Source organism: Vibrio sp. SCSIO 43136 (assembly GCF_023716565.1).
In the GTDB taxonomy this organism is placed as follows: Bacteria; Pseudomonadota; Gammaproteobacteria; order Enterobacterales; family Vibrionaceae; genus Vibrio.
In genome coordinates this window covers 125,844-144,742 of sequence record NZ_CP071848.1, presented here as the reverse complement: position 1 = coordinate 144,742, position 18,899 = coordinate 125,844, and the positions used below count along the sequence as shown (strand labels likewise).

Sequence of the window (18,899 nt, the reverse complement as noted above, 5' to 3'; positions counted from 1 at the left end):
GAGGCTTATAAACGCAAAAAAGCCTCGTCATTCGACGAGGCTTTCGTATAAGTGGCGGAGTGGACGGGACTCGAACCCGCGACCCCCGGCGTGACAGGCCGGTATTCTAACCAACTGAACTACCACTCCGCAGTGGCGTACTTGCTATTTGAGCAAGTGTCCAAAATTAAAGCCTGGCGATGTCCTACTCTCACATGGGGAAGCCCCACACTACCATCGGCGCTATTGCGTTTCACTTCTGAGTTCGGCATGGAAATCAGGTGGGTCCACAATGCTATGGTCGCCAAGCAAATTCTGTTTATCGGTAAACGGCCATCGGCATTCGGCCAACGGGGTCTAGCGATAATCATCTGGAAAGCTGTTCTTTGTTCTCACGCCGTCGGCCCTTAGCCGCTCGCCGTTTACCGTCTCTACACATTCAATTCGTTCTTAGCTTTGAGTCCATCAAAACCCCTTGGGTGTTGTATGGTTAAGCCTCACGGGCAATTAGTACAGGTTAGCTCAACGCCTCACAACGCTTACACACCCTGCCTATCAACGTTCTAGTCTCGAACAACCCTTTAGGACACTTAAAGTGCCAGGGAAGACTCATCTCAGGGCTCGCTTCCCGCTTAGATGCTTTCAGCGGTTATCGATTCCGAACTTAGCTACCGGGCAATGCCATTGGCATGACAACCCGAACACCAGAGGTTCGTCCACTCCGGTCCTCTCGTACTAGGAGCAGCCCCCTTCAATCTTCCAACGCCCACGGCAGATAGGGACCGAACTGTCTCACGACGTTCTAAACCCAGCTCGCGTACCACTTTAAATGGCGAACAGCCATACCCTTGGGACCGACTTCAGCCCCAGGATGTGATGAGCCGACATCGAGGTGCCAAACACCGCCGTCGATATGAACTCTTGGGCGGTATCAGCCTGTTATCCCCGGAGTACCTTTTATCCGTTGAGCGATGGCCCTTCCATACAGAACCACCGGATCACTATGACCTGCTTTCGCACCTGCTCGAATTGTCATTCTCGCAGTCAAGCGGGCTTATGCCATTGCACTAACCACACGATGTCCAACCGTGTTTAGCCCACCTTCGTGCTCCTCCGTTACTCTTTGGGAGGAGACCGCCCCAGTCAAACTACCCACCAGGCACTGTCCTCAACCCCGATTAGGGGTCTAAGTTAGAACATCAACACTACAAGGGTGGTATTTCAAGGACGGCTCCACTTGAACTGGCGCCCAAGTTTCAAAGCCTCCCACCTATCCTACACATGTAGGGTCAATGTTCAGTGCCAAGCTGTAGTAAAGGTTCACGGGGTCTTTCCGTCTAGCCGCGGGTACACTGCATCTTCACAGCGATTTCAATTTCACTGAGTCTCGGGTGGAGACAGCGTGGCCATCATTACGCCATTCGTGCAGGTCGGAACTTACCCGACAAGGAATTTCGCTACCTTAGGACCGTTATAGTTACGGCCGCCGTTTACCGGGGCTTCGATCAAGAGCTTCGACTTACGTCTAACCCCATCAATTAACCTTCCGGCACCGGGCAGGCGTCACACCGTATACGTCATCTTACGATTTTGCACAGTGCTGTGTTTTTAATAAACAGTTGCAGCCACCTGGTATCTGCGACTCTCGTTAGCTCCATCCGCAAGGGACTTCACCCACAAGAGCGTACCTTCTCCCGAAGTTACGGTACCATTTTGCCTAGTTCCTTCACCCGAGTTCTCTCAAGCGCCTTGGTATTCTCTACCCGACCACCTGTGTCGGTTTGGGGTACGATTCCTTACAATCTGAAGCTTAGAGGCTTTTCCTGGAAGCATGGCATCAATGACTTCACTACCGTAGTAGCTCGACATCGTATCTCAGCGTTAATGAAGAACCGGATTTACCTAATTCTTCCGCCTACGTACTTGAACCTGGACAACCGTCGCCAGGCCCACCTAGCCTTCTCCGTCCCCCCATCGCAATTGTAAGAAGTACGGGAATATTAACCCGTTTCCCATCGACTACGCCTTTCGGCCTCGCCTTAGGGGTCGACTTACCCTGCCCCGATTAACGTTGGACAGGAACCCTTGGTCTTCCGGCGAGGAGGTTTTTCACCCCCTTTATCGTTACTCATGTCAGCATTCGCACTTCTGATACGTCCAGCAGCCCTTACGAACCACCTTCAACCGCTTACAGAACGCTCCCCTACCCCGCAATATAAATTGCAGCCGCAGCTTCGGTTTACTACTTAGCCCCGTTACATCTTCCGCGCAGGCCGACTCGACCAGTGAGCTATTACGCTTTCTTTAAATGATGGCTGCTTCTAAGCCAACATCCTGGCTGTCTGAGCCTTCCCACATCGTTTCCCACTTAGTAGTAATTTGGGACCTTAGCTGGCGGTCTGGGTTGTTTCCCTCTCCACGACGGACGTTAGCACCCGCCGTGTGTCTCCCGGATAGTACTTACTGGTATTCGGAGTTTGCAAAGGGTTGGTAAGTCGGGATGACCCCCTAGCCTTAACAGTGCTCTACCCCCAGTAGTATTCGTCCGAGGCGCTACCTAAATAGCTTTCGGGGAGAACCAGCTATCTCCAGGTTTGATTGGCCTTTCACCCCTAGCCACAAGTCATCCGCTAATTTTTCAACATTAGTCGGTTCGGTCCTCCAGTTGATGTTACTCAACCTTCAACCTGCCCATGGCTAGATCACCTGGTTTCGGGTCTATATCCAGAGACTACATCGCCCAGTTAAGACTCGGTTTCCCTACGGCTCCCCTAGATGGTTAACCTTGCCACTGAATATAAGTCGCTGACCCATTATACAAAAGGTACGCAGTCACCCCACGAAGAGGCTCCTACTGCTTGTACGTACACGGTTTCAGGTTCTATTTCACTCCCCTCACAGGGGTTCTTTTCGCCTTTCCCTCACGGTACTGGTTCACTATCGGTCAGTCAGTAGTATTTAGCCTTGGAGGATGGTCCCCCCATATTCAGACAGGATATCACGTGTCCCGCCCTACTCGATTTCACTGATGATGCGTCGACAACTACGGGACTATCACCCTGTATCGTTGAACTTTCCAGAACATTCGTCTAACGCATTAAAAGCTTAAGGGCTAATCCAATTTCGCTCGCCGCTACTTTCGGAATCTCGGTTGATTTCTCTTCCTTCGGGTACTTAGATGTTTCAGTTCCCCGAGTTCGCTTCACTAACCTATGTATTCAGTTAATGATGACCGCTTATGCGGCCGGGTTTCCCCATTCAGAAATCCCAGACTCAAATGGTTTTTACTACCTAATCTGGGCTTATCGCAAGTTAATACGTCTTTCATCGCCTCTGACTGCCAAGGCATCCACCGTGTACGCTTAGTCACTTAACCATACAACCCGAAGGGGTCTTTACGTATGGCAAACAACCAAGGTTCGTTATCTCATTATTGAATGAGCGAGATAACATTCGATTTTGCCGGACTCAAATATAAGCAACTTTCGTTACTTCCAAGAACACTTGAATGTGTGTTGGTACCTAATGACTAAGTCACTAGGATTTGAGAACTTTTAATTTGAATAACAACGCATATCCGAAGATATGGGGATTGTTGTTATTCGTCAGCTTTCCAAATTGTTAAAGAGCATGTTTTCGCTTTGCTAATAGATAGCAAAGAAATACATTTTCTAAGGACTCTCAGGCGACAAAAATTCCAACCACATATTCATTAAACTGAAGTGGTTTGGAAAATCCTAATCCAAAAATTCTTAGAGAATGGTGGGCGATACCGGGCTCGAACCAGTGACCCCCTGCTTGTAAGGCAGGTGCTCTCCCAACTGAGCTAATCGCCCACATAAGTTTTAATTCTTCGTGGAGAAGAATGGTGGGTCGTGCAGGATTCGAACCTGCGACCAATTGATTAAAAGTCAACTGCTCTACCAACTGAGCTAACGACCCAATGGTATCCCGTAGGGGAGTCGAACCCCTGTTACCGCCGTGAAAGGGCGGTGTCCTAGGCCTCTAGACGAACGGGACACTGCGCGAACATGTCTTGGGGGACATATTCAAAACTCTCTTACTTAATAAACCTAATCAATCTGTGTGGACACTAGTCAAAGCTAATCTTTCGTATAAGGAGGTGATCCAGCCCCAGGTTCCCCTAGGGCTACCTTGTTACGACTTCACCCCAGTCATGAACCACAAAGTGGCAAGCGTCCTCCCGAAGGTTAAACTACCTGCTTCTTTTGCAGCCCACTCCCATGGTGTGACGGGCGGTGTGTACAAGGCCCGGGAACGTATTCACCGTGGCATTCTGATCCACGATTACTAGCGATTCCGACTTCATGGAGTCGAGTTGCAGACTCCAATCCGGACTACGACGCACTTTTTGGGATCCGCTCACCATCGCTGGCTGGCAACCCTCTGTATGCGCCATTGTAGCACGTGTGTAGCCCTACTCGTAAGGGCCATGATGACTTGACGTCGTCCCCACCTTCCTCCGGTTTATCACCGGCAGTCTCCCTGGAGTTCCCGACATTACTCGCTGGCAAACAAGGATAAGGGTTGCGCTCGTTGCGGGACTTAACCCAACATTTCACAACACGAGCTGACGACAGCCATGCAGCACCTGTCTCAGAGTTCCCGAAGGCACACCTGCGTCTCCGCTGGCTTCTCTGGATGTCAAGAGTAGGTAAGGTTCTTCGCGTTGCATCGAATTAAACCACATGCTCCACCGCTTGTGCGGGCCCCCGTCAATTCATTTGAGTTTTAATCTTGCGACCGTACTCCCCAGGCGGTCTACTTAACGCGTTAGCTCCGAAAGCCACGGCTCAAGGCCACAACCTCCAAGTAGACATCGTTTACGGCGTGGACTACCAGGGTATCTAATCCTGTTTGCTCCCCACGCTTTCGCATCTGAGTGTCAGTATCTGTCCAGGGGGCCGCCTTCGCCACCGGTATTCCTTCAGATCTCTACGCATTTCACCGCTACACCTGAAATTCTACCCCCCTCTACAGTACTCTAGCCTGCCAGTTTCAAATGCAGTTCCGAGGTTGAGCCTCGGGCTTTCACATCTGACTTAACAAACCACCTGCATGCGCTTTACGCCCAGTAATTCCGATTAACGCTCGCACCCTCCGTATTACCGCGGCTGCTGGCACGGAGTTAGCCGGTGCTTCTTCTGCAGCTAACGTCAAACACTAACGCTATTAACGTTAATGCCTTCCTCACTGCTGAAAGTACTTTACAACCCGAAGGCCTTCTTCATACACGCGGCATGGCTGCATCAGGCTTGCGCCCATTGTGCAATATTCCCCACTGCTGCCTCCCGTAGGAGTCTGGACCGTGTCTCAGTTCCAGTGTGGCTGATCATCCTCTCAGACCAGCTAGGGATCGTCGCCTTGGTGAGCCATTACCTCACCAACTAGCTAATCCCACCTGGGCTAATCTTGACGCGAGAGGCCCGAAGGTCCCCCTCTTTGAGCCGAAGCTATTATGCGGTATTAGCTATCGTTTCCAATAGTTATCCCCCACATCAAGGCATATTCCCAGGCATTACTCACCCGTCCGCCGCTCGACGCCGTTATCGTTCCCCGAAGGTTCAGATAACTCGTTTCCGCTCGACTTGCATGTGTTAGGCCTGCCGCCAGCGTTCAATCTGAGCCATGATCAAACTCTTCAATTTAAGATTTTGTCGACTCAATGAATACTGAACATTACATAGTAATGTTTGAATTGACTGTGCCGAATCTTTCGATTCGAATTGGTCACTCTGTTCATTGAAATCATTGTTGATACCGAAGTATCTATTTTGATTATCATCAACGAGTGCCCACACAGATTGATAGGTTTAAATTGTTAAAGAGCTTTGCTTTCAGCACCTTAGTGCGTCAGCGAGGTGCGTATAATACGCTTCTCACTTCGAAAGTCAACATAAAACTCTAAGTTTTTTTAGAGCTCTATGGTGACTCGCTTACTTTGTAAGCAAATCGAAATTAAAGCCTGGCGATGTCCTACTCTCACATGGGGAAGCCCCACACTACCATCGGCGCTATTGCGTTTCACTTCTGAGTTCGGCATGGAAATCAGGTGGGTCCACAATGCTATGGTCGCCAAGCAAATTCTTTAATTCGGAAAGCTGTTTTTGTGTTCTCTACACATTCAATCGTTCTTAGCTTTGAGTCCATCAAAACCCCTTGGGTGTTGTATGGTTAAGCCTCACGGGCAATTAGTACAGGTTAGCTCAACGCCTCACAACGCTTACACACCCTGCCTATCAACGTTCTAGTCTCGAACAACCCTTTAGGACGCTTAAAGCGCCAGGGAAGACTCATCTCAGGGCTCGCTTCCCGCTTAGATGCTTTCAGCGGTTATCGATTCCGAACTTAGCTACCGGGCAATGCCATTGGCATGACAACCCGAACACCAGAGGTTCGTCCACTCCGGTCCTCTCGTACTAGGAGCAGCCCCCTTCAATCTTCCAACGCCCACGGCAGATAGGGACCGAACTGTCTCACGACGTTCTAAACCCAGCTCGCGTACCACTTTAAATGGCGAACAGCCATACCCTTGGGACCGACTTCAGCCCCAGGATGTGATGAGCCGACATCGAGGTGCCAAACACCGCCGTCGATATGAACTCTTGGGCGGTATCAGCCTGTTATCCCCGGAGTACCTTTTATCCGTTGAGCGATGGCCCTTCCATACAGAACCACCGGATCACTATGACCTGCTTTCGCACCTGCTCGAATTGTCATTCTCGCAGTCAAGCGGGCTTATGCCATTGCACTAACCACACGATGTCCAACCGTGTTTAGCCCACCTTCGTGCTCCTCCGTTACTCTTTGGGAGGAGACCGCCCCAGTCAAACTACCCACCAGGCACTGTCCTCAACCCCGATAAGGGGTCCAAGTTAGAACATCAACACTACAAGGGTGGTATTTCAAGGACGGCTCCACTTGAACTGGCGCCCAAGTTTCAAAGCCTCCCACCTATCCTACACATGTAGGGTCAATGTTCAGTGCCAAGCTGTAGTAAAGGTTCACGGGGTCTTTCCGTCTAGCCGCGGGTACACTGCATCTTCACAGCGATTTCAATTTCACTGAGTCTCGGGTGGAGACAGCGTGGCCATCATTACGCCATTCGTGCAGGTCGGAACTTACCCGACAAGGAATTTCGCTACCTTAGGACCGTTATAGTTACGGCCGCCGTTTACCGGGGCTTCGATCAAGAGCTTCGACTTACGTCTAACCCCATCAATTAACCTTCCGGCACCGGGCAGGCGTCACACCGTATACGTCATCTTACGATTTTGCACAGTGCTGTGTTTTTAATAAACAGTTGCAGCCACCTGGTATCTGCGACTCTCGTTAGCTCCATCCGCAAGGGACTTCACCCACAAGAGCGTACCTTCTCCCGAAGTTACGGTACCATTTTGCCTAGTTCCTTCACCCGAGTTCTCTCAAGCGCCTTGGTATTCTCTACCCGACCACCTGTGTCGGTTTGGGGTACGATTCCTTACAATCTGAAGCTTAGAGGCTTTTCCTGGAAGCATGGCATCAATGACTTCACATCCGTAGATGCTCGACATCGTATCTCAGCGTTAAGAAGAACCGGATTTACCTAATTCTTCCGCCTACGTACTTGAACCTGGACAACCGTCGCCAGGCCCACCTAGCCTTCTCCGTCCCCCCATCGCAATTGTAAGAAGTACGGGAATATTAACCCGTTTCCCATCGACTACGCCTTTCGGCCTCGCCTTAGGGGTCGACTTACCCTGCCCCGATTAACGTTGGACAGGAACCCTTGGTCTTCCGGCGAGGAGGTTTTTCACCCCCTTTATCGTTACTCATGTCAGCATTCGCACTTCTGATACGTCCAGCAGCCCTTACAGACCACCTTCAACCGCTTACAGAACGCTCCCCTACCCCGCAACATAAGTTGCAGCCGCAGCTTCGGTTTACTACTTAGCCCCGTTACATCTTCCGCGCAGGCCGACTCGACCAGTGAGCTATTACGCTTTCTTTAAATGATGGCTGCTTCTAAGCCAACATCCTGGCTGTCTGAGCCTTCCCACATCGTTTCCCACTTAGTAGTAATTTGGGACCTTAGCTGGCGGTCTGGGTTGTTTCCCTCTCCACGACGGACGTTAGCACCCGCCGTGTGTCTCCCGGATAGTACTTACTGGTATTCGGAGTTTGCAAAGGGTTGGTAAGTCGGGATGACCCCCTAGCCTTAACAGTGCTCTACCCCCAGTAGTATTCGTCCGAGGCGCTACCTAAATAGCTTTCGGGGAGAACCAGCTATCTCCAGGTTTGATTGGCCTTTCACCCCTAGCCACAAGTCATCCGCTAATTTTTCAACATTAGTCGGTTCGGTCCTCCAGTTGATGTTACTCAACCTTCAACCTGCCCATGGCTAGATCACCTGGTTTCGGGTCTATATCCAGAGACTAATCGCCCAGTTAAGACTCGGTTTCCCTACGGCTCCCCTAGATGGTTAACCTTGCCACTGAATATAAGTCGCTGACCCATTATACAAAAGGTACGCAGTCACCCCACAAGGAGGCTCCTACTGCTTGTACGTACACGGTTTCAGGTTCTATTTCACTCCCCTCACAGGGGTTCTTTTCGCCTTTCCCTCACGGTACTGGTTCACTATCGGTCAGTCAGTAGTATTTAGCCTTGGAGGATGGTCCCCCCATATTCAGACAGGATATCACGTGTCCCGCCCTACTCGATTTCACTGATGATGCGTCGACAACTACGGGACTATCACCCTGTATCGTTGAACTTTCCAGAACATTCGTCTAACGCATTAAAAGCTTAAGGGCTAATCCAATTTCGCTCGCCGCTACTTTCGGAATCTCGGTTGATTTCTCTTCCTTCGGGTACTTAGATGTTTCAGTTCCCCGAGTTCGCCTCACTAACCTATGTATTCAGTTAGTGATGACCGCTTATGCGGCCGGGTTTCCCCATTCAGAAATCCCAGACTCAAATGGTTTTTACTACCTAATCTGGGCTTATCGCAAGTTAATACGTCTTTCATCGCCTCTGACTGCCAAGGCATCCACCGTGTACGCTTAGTCACTTAACCATACAACCCGAAGGGGTCTTTACGTATGGCAAACAACCAAGGTTTCGTTATCTCATTATTGAATGAGCGAGATAACATTCGATTTTGCCGGACTCAAATATAAACAGCTTTCGCTGTTTCCAAGAACACTTGAATGTGTGTTGGTACCTACATCTCTAAGAGACATAGGATTTGAGAACTTTTAATTTGAATAACAACGCATATCGAAGATATGGGGATTGTTGTTATTCGTCAGCTTTCCAAATTGTTAAAGAGCATGAGTTTCTTATCGAAACCATTTTTAAATATTCTCTATCGAGAAAACACTTAAAGATGGTGGAGCTAAGCAGGATCGAACTGCTGACCTCCTGCGTGCAAGGCAGGCGCTCTCCCAGCTGAGCTATAGCCCCATTTATGTAGAATCATCTACTAAACAGTCATTGATGACTGGGAATCTTTTCGTATGCAAGGAAACAAGTGAGGCCGTGTACACTAGTACACAACAAGCTTGTTGACGCCGCAGACGGAAAGATTTGGTGGGTCTGAGTGGACTTGAACCACCGACCTCCCGCTTATCAGGCGAGCGCTCTAACCAGCTGAGCTACAGACCCCCGTTACTAAGTGCAAAGCACTGAGTAAATCTCTTTACTTTCTAAACCGTATCAATCTGTGTGGACACTAATCGAAGTTAATCTTTCGTATAAGGAGGTGATCCAGCCCCAGGTTCCCCTAGGGCTACCTTGTTACGACTTCACCCCAGTCATGAACCACAAAGTGGCAAGCGTCCTCCCGAAGGTTAAACTACCTGCTTCTTTTGCAGCCCACTCCCATGGTGTGACGGGCGGTGTGTACAAGGCCCGGGAACGTATTCACCGTGGCATTCTGATCCACGATTACTAGCGATTCCGACTTCATGGAGTCGAGTTGCAGACTCCAATCCGGACTACGACGCACTTTTTGGGATCCGCTCACCATCGCTGGCTGGCAACCCTCTGTATGCGCCATTGTAGCACGTGTGTAGCCCTACTCGTAAGGGCCATGATGACTTGACGTCGTCCCCACCTTCCTCCGGTTTATCACCGGCAGTCTCCCTGGAGTTCCCGACATTACTCGCTGGCAAACAAGGATAAGGGTTGCGCTCGTTGCGGGACTTAACCCAACATTTCACAACACGAGCTGACGACAGCCATGCAGCACCTGTCTCAGAGCTCCCGAAGGCACACCTGCGTCTCCGCTGGCTTCTCTGGATGTCAAGAGTAGGTAAGGTTCTTCGCGTTGCATCGAATTAAACCACATGCTCCACCGCTTGTGCGGGCCCCCGTCAATTCATTTGAGTTTTAATCTTGCGACCGTACTCCCCAGGCGGTCTACTTAACGCGTTAGCTCCGAAAGCCACGGCTCAAGGCCACAACCTCCAAGTAGACATCGTTTACGGCGTGGACTACCAGGGTATCTAATCCTGTTTGCTCCCCACGCTTTCGCATCTGAGTGTCAGTATCTGTCCAGGGGGCCGCCTTCGCCACCGGTATTCCTTCAGATCTCTACGCATTTCACCGCTACACCTGAAATTCTACCCCCCTCTACAGTACTCTAGCCTGCCAGTTTCAAATGCAGTTCCGAGGTTGAGCCTCGGGCTTTCACATCTGACTTAACAAACCACCTGCATGCGCTTTACGCCCAGTAATTCCGATTAACGCTCGCACCCTCCGTATTACCGCGGCTGCTGGCACGGAGTTAGCCGGTGCTTCTTCTGCAGCTAACGTCAAACACTAACGCTATTAACGTTAATGCCTTCCTCACTGCTGAAAGTGCTTTACAACCCGAAGGCCTTCTTCACACACGCGGCATGGCTGCATCAGGCTTGCGCCCATTGTGCAATATTCCCCACTGCTGCCTCCCGTAGGAGTCTGGACCGTGTCTCAGTTCCAGTGTGGCTGATCATCCTCTCAGACCAGCTAGGGATCGTCGCCTTGGTGAGCCATTACCTCACCAACTAGCTAATCCCACCTGGGCTAATCTTGACGCGAGAGGCCCGAAGGTCCCCCTCTTTGAGCCGAAGCTATTATGCGGTATTAGCTATCGTTTCCAATAGTTATCCCCCACATCAAGGCATATTCCCAGGCATTACTCACCCGTCCGCCGCTCGACGCCGTTATCATTCCCCGAAGGTTCAGATAACTCGTTTCCGCTCGACTTGCATGTGTTAGGCCTGCCGCCAGCGTTCAATCTGAGCCATGATCAAACTCTTCAATTTAAGATTTTGTCGGCTCAATGAATACTGATTACATTACATAGTAATGTTGAATTGACTGTGCCAAGTCCCCTAATGTTTCCAAAAGAAGTCTTGATTGGTCACTCAGTTCATTGAAAACCATTTTTGATTCCAAAGAATCAGTTTTGATTATCATCAACGAGTGCCCACACAGATTGATAGGTTTAAATTGTTAAAGAGCTTTGCTTTCAGCACCTTAGTGCGTTAGCGAGGTGCGTATAATACGCTTCCCACTTTGAAAGTCAACATAGAATTTTAAGTTTTTCTAAAACTCTATGGTGACTTGCTTGATATTCAAGCAAGCAACATCCAAAGACTGATATCTCTTCGCTTTGGACTTCAAATTGTTGTTGTAGCGCCGTCAGATTTTGATTTGAGAAGCGCAATGTACGTATGTACATGAGCATCGCAGAATCAAAAGATGCAAGCTACAGCAGCAATTTGTGTTCAAAGCCTGGCGATGTCCTACTCTCACATGGGGAAGCCCCACACTACCATCGGCGCTATTGCGTTTCACTTCTGAGTTCGGCATGGAAATCAGGTGGGTCCACAATGCTATGGTCGCCAAGCAAATTCTGTTTATCGGTAAACGACCATCGGCATTCGGCCAACAGAGTCTAGCGATAATAATCTGGAAAGCTGTTCTTTGTTCTCACGCCGTCGGCCCTTAGCCGCTCGCCGTTTACCGTCTCTACACATTCAATTCGTTCTTAGCTTTGAGTCCATCAAAACCCCTTGGGTGTTGTATGGTTAAGCCTCACGGGCAATTAGTACAGGTTAGCTCAACGCCTCACAACGCTTACACACCCTGCCTATCAACGTTCTAGTCTCGAACAACCCTTTAGGACACTTAAAGTGCCAGGGAAGACTCATCTCAGGGCTCGCTTCCCGCTTAGATGCTTTCAGCGGTTATCGATTCCGAACTTAGCTACCGGGCAATGCCATTGGCATGACAACCCGAACACCAGAGGTTCGTCCACTCCGGTCCTCTCGTACTAGGAGCAGCCCCCTTCAATCTTCCAACGCCCACGGCAGATAGGGACCGAACTGTCTCACGACGTTCTAAACCCAGCTCGCGTACCACTTTAAATGGCGAACAGCCATACCCTTGGGACCGACTTCAGCCCCAGGATGTGATGAGCCGACATCGAGGTGCCAAACACCGCCGTCGATATGAACTCTTGGGCGGTATCAGCCTGTTATCCCCGGAGTACCTTTTATCCGTTGAGCGATGGCCCTTCCATACAGAACCACCGGATCACTATGACCTGCTTTCGCACCTGCTCGAATTGTCATTCTCGCAGTCAAGCGGGCTTATGCCATTGCACTAACCACACGATGTCCAACCGTGTTTAGCCCACCTTCGTGCTCCTCCGTTACTCTTTGGGAGGAGACCGCCCCAGTCAAACTACCCACCAGGCACTGTCCTCAACCCCGATAAGGGGTCCAAGTTAGAACATCAACACTACAAGGGTGGTATTTCAAGGACGGCTCCACTTGAACTGGCGCCCAAGTTTCAAAGCCTCCCACCTATCCTACACATGTAGGGTCAATGTTCAGTGCCAAGCTGTAGTAAAGGTTCACGGGGTCTTTCCGTCTAGCCGCGGGTACACTGCATCTTCACAGCGATTTCAATTTCACTGAGTCTCGGGTGGAGACAGCGTGGCCATCATTACGCCATTCGTGCAGGTCGGAACTTACCCGACAAGGAATTTCGCTACCTTAGGACCGTTATAGTTACGGCCGCCGTTTACCGGGGCTTCGATCAAGAGCTTCGACCTAAGTCTAACCCCATCAATTAACCTTCCGGCACCGGGCAGGCGTCACACCGTATACGTCATCTTACGATTTTGCACAGTGCTGTGTTTTTAATAAACAGTTGCAGCCACCTGGTATCTGCGACTCTCGTTAGCTCCATCCGCAAGGGACTTCACCCACAAGAGCGTACCTTCTCCCGAAGTTACGGTACCATTTTGCCTAGTTCCTTCACCCGAGTTCTCTCAAGCGCCTTGGTATTCTCTACCCGACCACCTGTGTCGGTTTGGGGTACGATTCCTTACAATCTGAAGCTTAGAGGCTTTTCCTGGAAGCATGGCATCAATGACTTCACATCCGTAGATGCTCGACATCGTATCTCAGCGTTAAGAAGAACCGGATTTACCTAATTCTTCCGCCTACGTACTTGAACCTGGACAACCGTCGCCAGGCCCACCTAGCCTTCTCCGTCCCCCCATCGCAATTGTAAGAAGTACGGGAATATTAACCCGTTTCCCATCGACTACGCCTTTCGGCCTCGCCTTAGGGGTCGACTTACCCTGCCCCGATTAACGTTGGACAGGAACCCTTGGTCTTCCGGCGAGGAGGTTTTTCACCCCCTTTATCGTTACTCATGTCAGCATTCGCACTTCTGATACGTCCAGCAGCCCTTACAGACCACCTTCAACCGCTTACAGAACGCTCCCCTACCCCGCATACAAAGTATGCAGCCGCAGCTTCGGTTTACTACTTAGCCCCGTTACATCTTCCGCGCAGGCCGACTCGACCAGTGAGCTATTACGCTTTCTTTAAATGATGGCTGCTTCTAAGCCAACATCCTGGCTGTCTGAGCCTTCCCACATCGTTTCCCACTTAGTAGTAATTTGGGACCTTAGCTGGCGGTCTGGGTTGTTTCCCTCTCCACGACGGACGTTAGCACCCGCCGTGTGTCTCCCGGATAGTACTTACTGGTATTCGGAGTTTGCAAAGGGTTGGTAAGTCGGGATGACCCCCTAGCCTTAACAGTGCTCTACCCCCAGTAGTATTCGTCCGAGGCGCTACCTAAATAGCTTTCGGGGAGAACCAGCTATCTCCAGGTTTGATTGGCCTTTCACCCCTAGCCACAAGTCATCCGCTAATTTTTTCAACATTAGTCGGTTCGGTCCTCCAGTTGATGTTACTCAACCTTCAACCTGCCCATGGCTAGATCACCTGGTTTCGGGTCTATATCCAGAGACTACATCGCCCAGTTAAGACTCGGTTTCCCTACGGCTCCCCTAGATGGTTAACCTTGCCACTGAATATAAGTCGCTGACCCATTATACAAAAGGTACGCAGTCACCCCACAAGGAGGCTCCTACTGCTTGTACGTACACGGTTTCAGGTTCTATTTCACTCCCCTCACAGGGGTTCTTTTCGCCTTTCCCTCACGGTACTGGTTCACTATCGGTCAGTCAGTAGTATTTAGCCTTGGAGGATGGTCCCCCCATATTCAGACAGGATATCACGTGTCCCGCCCTACTCGATTTCACTGATGATGCGTCGACAACTACGGGACTATCACCCTGTATCGTTGAACTTTCCAGAACATTCGTCTAACGCATTAAAAGCTTAAGGGCTAATCCAATTTCGCTCGCCGCTACTTTCGGAATCTCGGTTGATTTCTCTTCCTTCGGGTACTTAGATGTTTCAGTTCCCCGAGTTCGCCTCACTAACCTATGTATTCAGTTAGTGATGACCGCTTATGCGGCCGGGTTTCCCCATTCAGAAATCCCAGACTCAAATGGTTTTTACTACCTAATCTGGGCTTATCGCAAGTTAATACGTCTTTCATCGCCTCTGACTGCCAAGGCATCCACCGTGTACGCTTAGTCACTTAACCATACAACCCGAAGGGGTCTTTACGTATGGCAAACAACCAAGGTTTTGTCTCTCATTATTTAAATGAGCGAGAGACATTCGATTTTGCCGGACTCAAATATAAGCAACTTTCGTTACTTCCAAGAACACTTGAATGTGTGTTGGTACCTAATTCTAAGAATTAGGATTTGAGAACTTTTAATTTGAATAACAACGCATATCTAAAAGATATGGGGATTGTTGTTATTCGTCAGCTTTCCAAATTGTTAAAGAGCAAGTTTCTTATCGAAACCATTTTTAAGAACACTTAGCAAATGTGCTTAAAGATGGTATCCCGTAGGGGAGTCGAACCCCTGTTACCGCCGTGAAAGGGCGGTGTCCTAGGCCTCTAGACGAACGGGACACTGTTTTTCGTCGTGCTTTTCCTTATTTCAGCGTCAGTCGGCGCTCTTCACTCAGTCACATACTGGTGTATGCTCCTTCGCTCATCACTTGCCTTCCTCGAACTAAGAAAAATCACTTAGTAAAACTCTTTTAATCAAACCTAATCAATCTGTGTGGACACTAATCGAAGTTAATCTTTCGTATAAGGAGGTGATCCAGCCCCAGGTTCCCCTAGGGCTACCTTGTTACGACTTCACCCCAGTCATGAACCACAAAGTGGCAAGCGTCCTCCCGAAGGTTAAACTACCTGCTTCTTTTGCAGCCCACTCCCATGGTGTGACGGGCGGTGTGTACAAGGCCCGGGAACGTATTCACCGTGGCATTCTGATCCACGATTACTAGCGATTCCGACTTCATGGAGTCGAGTTGCAGACTCCAATCCGGACTACGACGCACTTTTTGGGATCCGCTCACCATCGCTGGTTGGCAACCCTCTGTATGCGCCATTGTAGCACGTGTGTAGCCCTACTCGTAAGGGCCATGATGACTTGACGTCGTCCCCACCTTCCTCCGGTTTATCACCGGCAGTCTCCCTGGAGTTCCCACCCGAAGTGCTGGCAAACAAGGATAAGGGTTGCGCTCGTTGCGGGACTTAACCCAACATTTCACAACACGAGCTGACGACAGCCATGCAGCACCTGTCTCAGAGTTCCCGAAGGCACACCTGCGTCTCCGCTGGCTTCTCTGGATGTCAAGAGTAGGTAAGGTTCTTCGCGTTGCATCGAATTAAACCACATGCTCCACCGCTTGTGCGGGCCCCCGTCAATTCATTTGAGTTTTAATCTTGCGACCGTACTCCCCAGGCGGTCTACTTAACGCGTTAGCTCCGAAAGCCACGGCTCAAGGCCACAACCTCCAAGTAGACATCGTTTACGGCGTGGACTACCAGGGTATCTAATCCTGTTTGCTCCCCACGCTTTCGCATCTGAGTGTCAGTATCTGTCCAGGGGGCCGCCTTCGCCACCGGTATTCCTTCAGATCTCTACGCATTTCACCGCTACACCTGAAATTCTACCCCCCTCTACAGTACTCTAGCCTGCCAGTTTCAAATGCAGTTCCGAGGTTGAGCCTCGGGCTTTCACATCTGACTTAACAAACCACCTGCATGCGCTTTACGCCCAGTAATTCCGATTAACGCTCGCACCCTCCGTATTACCGCGGCTGCTGGCACGGAGTTAGCCGGTGCTTCTTCTGCAGCTAACGTCAAACACTAACGCTATTAACGTTAATGCCTTCCTCACTGCTGAAAGTACTTTACAACCCGAAGGCCTTCTTCATACACGCGGCATGGCTGCATCAGGCTTGCGCCCATTGTGCAATATTCCCCACTGCTGCCTCCCGTAGGAGTCTGGACCGTGTCTCAGTTCCAGTGTGGCTGATCATCCTCTCAGACCAGCTAGGGATCGTCGCCTTGGTGAGCCATTACCTCACCAACTAGCTAATCCCACCTGGGCTAATCTTGACGCAAGAGGCCCGAAGGTCCCCCTCTTTGAGCCGAAGCTATTATGCGGTATTAGCTATCGTTTCCAATAGTTATCCCCCACATCAAGGCATATTCCCAGGCATTACTCACCCGTCCGCCGCTCGACGCCGTTATCGTTCCCCGAAGGTTCAGATAACTCGTTTCCGCTCGACTTGCATGTGTTAGGCCTGCCGCCAGCGTTCAATCTGAGCCATGATCAAACTCTTCAATTTAAGATTTTGTCGGCTCAATGAATACTGAACATTGCTCTTGCTAAATAAATAGCATAAGTAATGTTTGAATTGACTGTGCTGAGTCTTTCGACTCAATGGTCACTTCGTATCATTGAAACCAAGTTGAAACCGAAGTTTCTATTTTGATTATCATCAACGAGTGCCCACACAGATTGATAGGTTCTAATTTTTAAAGAGCTTCCTAACTGATTCAGCGCTTGGCGCCTCTTCGTTAGGGGTGCGTATGATACGCTTTCAATTTTTAGTGTCAACAAGTTTTTTCAACTTATTTTTCACTTCCTGATTTCGGATTGTGACTTGCGCCTCATTCCGTGTCAGTGAGGGCGCATTATAGAGAGGTTTATTTCTATGACAAGGCTTTTTCCGAAATATTTTTTCGTTCGGTTAAATTTAAATCAATATGAGTTATTTCGATTAAAAATCCAACATTTGAAGGCGGTCACAGCAATAGGTTGGCAATGCGTAAAGCTTATATTTATGATCTATGTGTCCTATATGTTAATAGGTATAGATATTCATTACCTTTCATTCAACAAGTAGTATTCAAATATGAACTCAAAAAAATCGTACTTAATGATAATCGCTCTAGCGGTCTTAGGTGCTGTCGCTTTTTCTAAGATTGCTATTTCACCTGCGATTACTTTTGTTATTGGTGTTTTTGCTTGTGCACTCGTGCTTTCTTTTTCAAACACTACCTCTGCAGAGCAAACAAGTAATAGTAAATCCGCAACTACCACTCTTTACGTAGGCAACCTGCCTTACAAAGCAAATGAATCTCACGTTCGCCAATTATTTGCAGAACACGGTCAAGTATTCGCAGTACGTTTAATGAAAGATAAACGTACTGGTAAAAGAAGAGGCTTTGGTTTTGTTGTTGTCGCAAGCAGCGATTCAGACAAAATTATCGCTGGGCTTAATGAGAAAGAATATATGGAGAGAACTTTAAAGGTTCGTGTTGCTAACGATCCTAAACACCCTGAGTCGGAAGAGTCTTAATTTTAGAGAACCCAATCTTCATCACGGCTTCATTGAGTGCATTCTCTCCCGCAGGGGATGCACTCGCAAAAATCTCATTCTCCATCTGGTTTACCACACGATTAGTGCCACTCAGCAGATCGGCAACTCTCCTTGCAATAGCTTCCCCAGAATCAACTAAACGGATCTCTTTACCCAGTACTTGTTCAATTTCTGCTTTAAGCAATGGAAAATGAGTACAGCCCAATACTGCGACATCTATCTCACTTGCGATCGGCTTGAAAATTTCTCGTAAACACTCAAGGTCGACTTGTTGACCACGAAGCTTGGCTTCCGCCATGTCGACAAGCTGAGTTGAACCCAGCAAATGCACAGACTTATCTGAGGAAAACGCTTTTATAAGCTCGTGTGTGTATTCTCGTGTCACGGTTGCCGGGGTTGCTATCAAACCGACGCCTTTCTTCGATATGAGTGAAGCAGGTTTAATCGCTGGCACGACACCGACCACAGGTATAGACAGCATTTGGCGAAGTGGTGGCAATACAATTGTGCTTGCGGTATTACAGGCAATCACCACCAGATCTATGTTCTTTTGCGCAACAATATGGTCAATCAGTCGTGTTACTCGTTCAATAAGAGTGTCTTGAGCCAACTCTCCGTACGGGTAAGCTTGATTATCGAATAGGTAGGTATAGCGAGCACCTGGCAGTTTCTTGGCGATTTCCTGATAAACCGATAGACCGCCAACACCCGAGTCAAAGACTAAGATGTGGGAAGGTTCTAGTGCTTGTGGTTTATCTTTACTCACGGCAGTTTAAGGCTCAGCTATAAATTTTCGCT

At 49.3% G+C, this 18,899-nt stretch carries 2 protein-coding genes, 7 tRNA genes and 9 rRNA genes; 1 reads left to right on the top strand and 17 read right to left on the bottom strand.

Translation table 11 applies throughout. The annotated features are described in order from the left end of the window. Positions 1 to 52: 52 nt before the first annotated feature. The 16 genes from J4N39_RS00720 to J4N39_RS00645 form a co-directional block, all read right to left on the bottom strand. Positions 53 to 129: transfer RNA gene (locus tag J4N39_RS00720), tRNA-Asp, on the bottom strand. A 42-nt stretch (positions 130 to 171) separates the two neighbouring features. Next, positions 172 to 288: ribosomal RNA gene (gene rrf, locus J4N39_RS00715) — 5S ribosomal RNA — on the bottom strand. A 177-nt stretch (positions 289 to 465) separates the two neighbouring features. Beyond that, a 23S ribosomal RNA gene (locus tag J4N39_RS00710) occupies positions 466 to 3,355 on the bottom strand. Positions 3,356 to 3,739: 384 nt separating this feature from the next. Then, positions 3,740 to 3,815 (bottom strand) — tRNA-Val (locus tag J4N39_RS00705). Positions 3,816 to 3,845: 30 nt separating this feature from the next. Beyond that, positions 3,846 to 3,921 (bottom strand) — tRNA-Lys (locus J4N39_RS00700). A gap of 2 nt (positions 3,922 to 3,923) precedes the next feature. Then, positions 3,924 to 3,999: transfer RNA gene (locus J4N39_RS00695), tRNA-Glu, on the bottom strand. A 96-nt stretch (positions 4,000 to 4,095) separates the two neighbouring features. Further along, positions 4,096 to 5,648: ribosomal RNA gene (locus tag J4N39_RS00690) — 16S ribosomal RNA — on the bottom strand. A gap of 315 nt (positions 5,649 to 5,963) precedes the next feature. Next, a 5S ribosomal RNA gene (rrf, locus tag J4N39_RS00685) occupies positions 5,964 to 6,080 on the bottom strand. 90 nt (positions 6,081 to 6,170) lie between these two features. Further along, a 23S ribosomal RNA gene (locus J4N39_RS00680) occupies positions 6,171 to 9,058 on the bottom strand. Positions 9,059 to 9,371: 313 nt separating this feature from the next. Further along, positions 9,372 to 9,447: transfer RNA gene (locus J4N39_RS00675), tRNA-Ala, on the bottom strand. A 124-nt stretch (positions 9,448 to 9,571) separates the two neighbouring features. Further along, positions 9,572 to 9,648: transfer RNA gene (locus tag J4N39_RS00670), tRNA-Ile, on the bottom strand. A 90-nt stretch (positions 9,649 to 9,738) separates the two neighbouring features. Next, positions 9,739 to 11,291: ribosomal RNA gene (locus J4N39_RS00665) — 16S ribosomal RNA — on the bottom strand. 470 nt (positions 11,292 to 11,761) lie between these two features. Next, positions 11,762 to 11,878, bottom strand: a 5S ribosomal RNA gene (gene rrf / locus J4N39_RS00660). A 177-nt stretch (positions 11,879 to 12,055) separates the two neighbouring features. Continuing rightward, positions 12,056 to 14,946: ribosomal RNA gene (locus tag J4N39_RS00655) — 23S ribosomal RNA — on the bottom strand. A gap of 305 nt (positions 14,947 to 15,251) precedes the next feature. Continuing rightward, positions 15,252 to 15,327, bottom strand: a tRNA-Glu gene (locus J4N39_RS00650). 184 nt (positions 15,328 to 15,511) lie between these two features. Then, a 16S ribosomal RNA gene (locus J4N39_RS00645) occupies positions 15,512 to 17,063 on the bottom strand. Together the 16S, 23S and 5S rRNA genes with 7 tRNA genes alongside form the textbook arrangement of a ribosomal RNA operon. Positions 17,064 to 17,633: 570 nt before the next feature. Here J4N39_RS00645 and J4N39_RS00640 point away from each other — a divergent pair. Then, complete coding sequence (locus J4N39_RS00640; protein ID WP_252021071.1) at positions 17,634 to 18,080, top strand: RNA recognition motif domain-containing protein; 447 nt, start codon at positions 17,634 to 17,636, stop codon at positions 18,078 to 18,080. On the opposite strand, the gene murI is transcribed toward J4N39_RS00640, so the two are convergent. Next, positions 18,052 to 18,867: a glutamate racemase gene (murI, locus tag J4N39_RS00635; RefSeq protein WP_252021069.1), complete on the bottom strand. Its 816-nt coding sequence runs from the start codon at positions 18,865 to 18,867 to the stop codon at positions 18,052 to 18,054. The genes J4N39_RS00640 and murI overlap by 29 nt on opposite strands. Positions 18,868 to 18,899 lie beyond the last annotated feature (32 nt).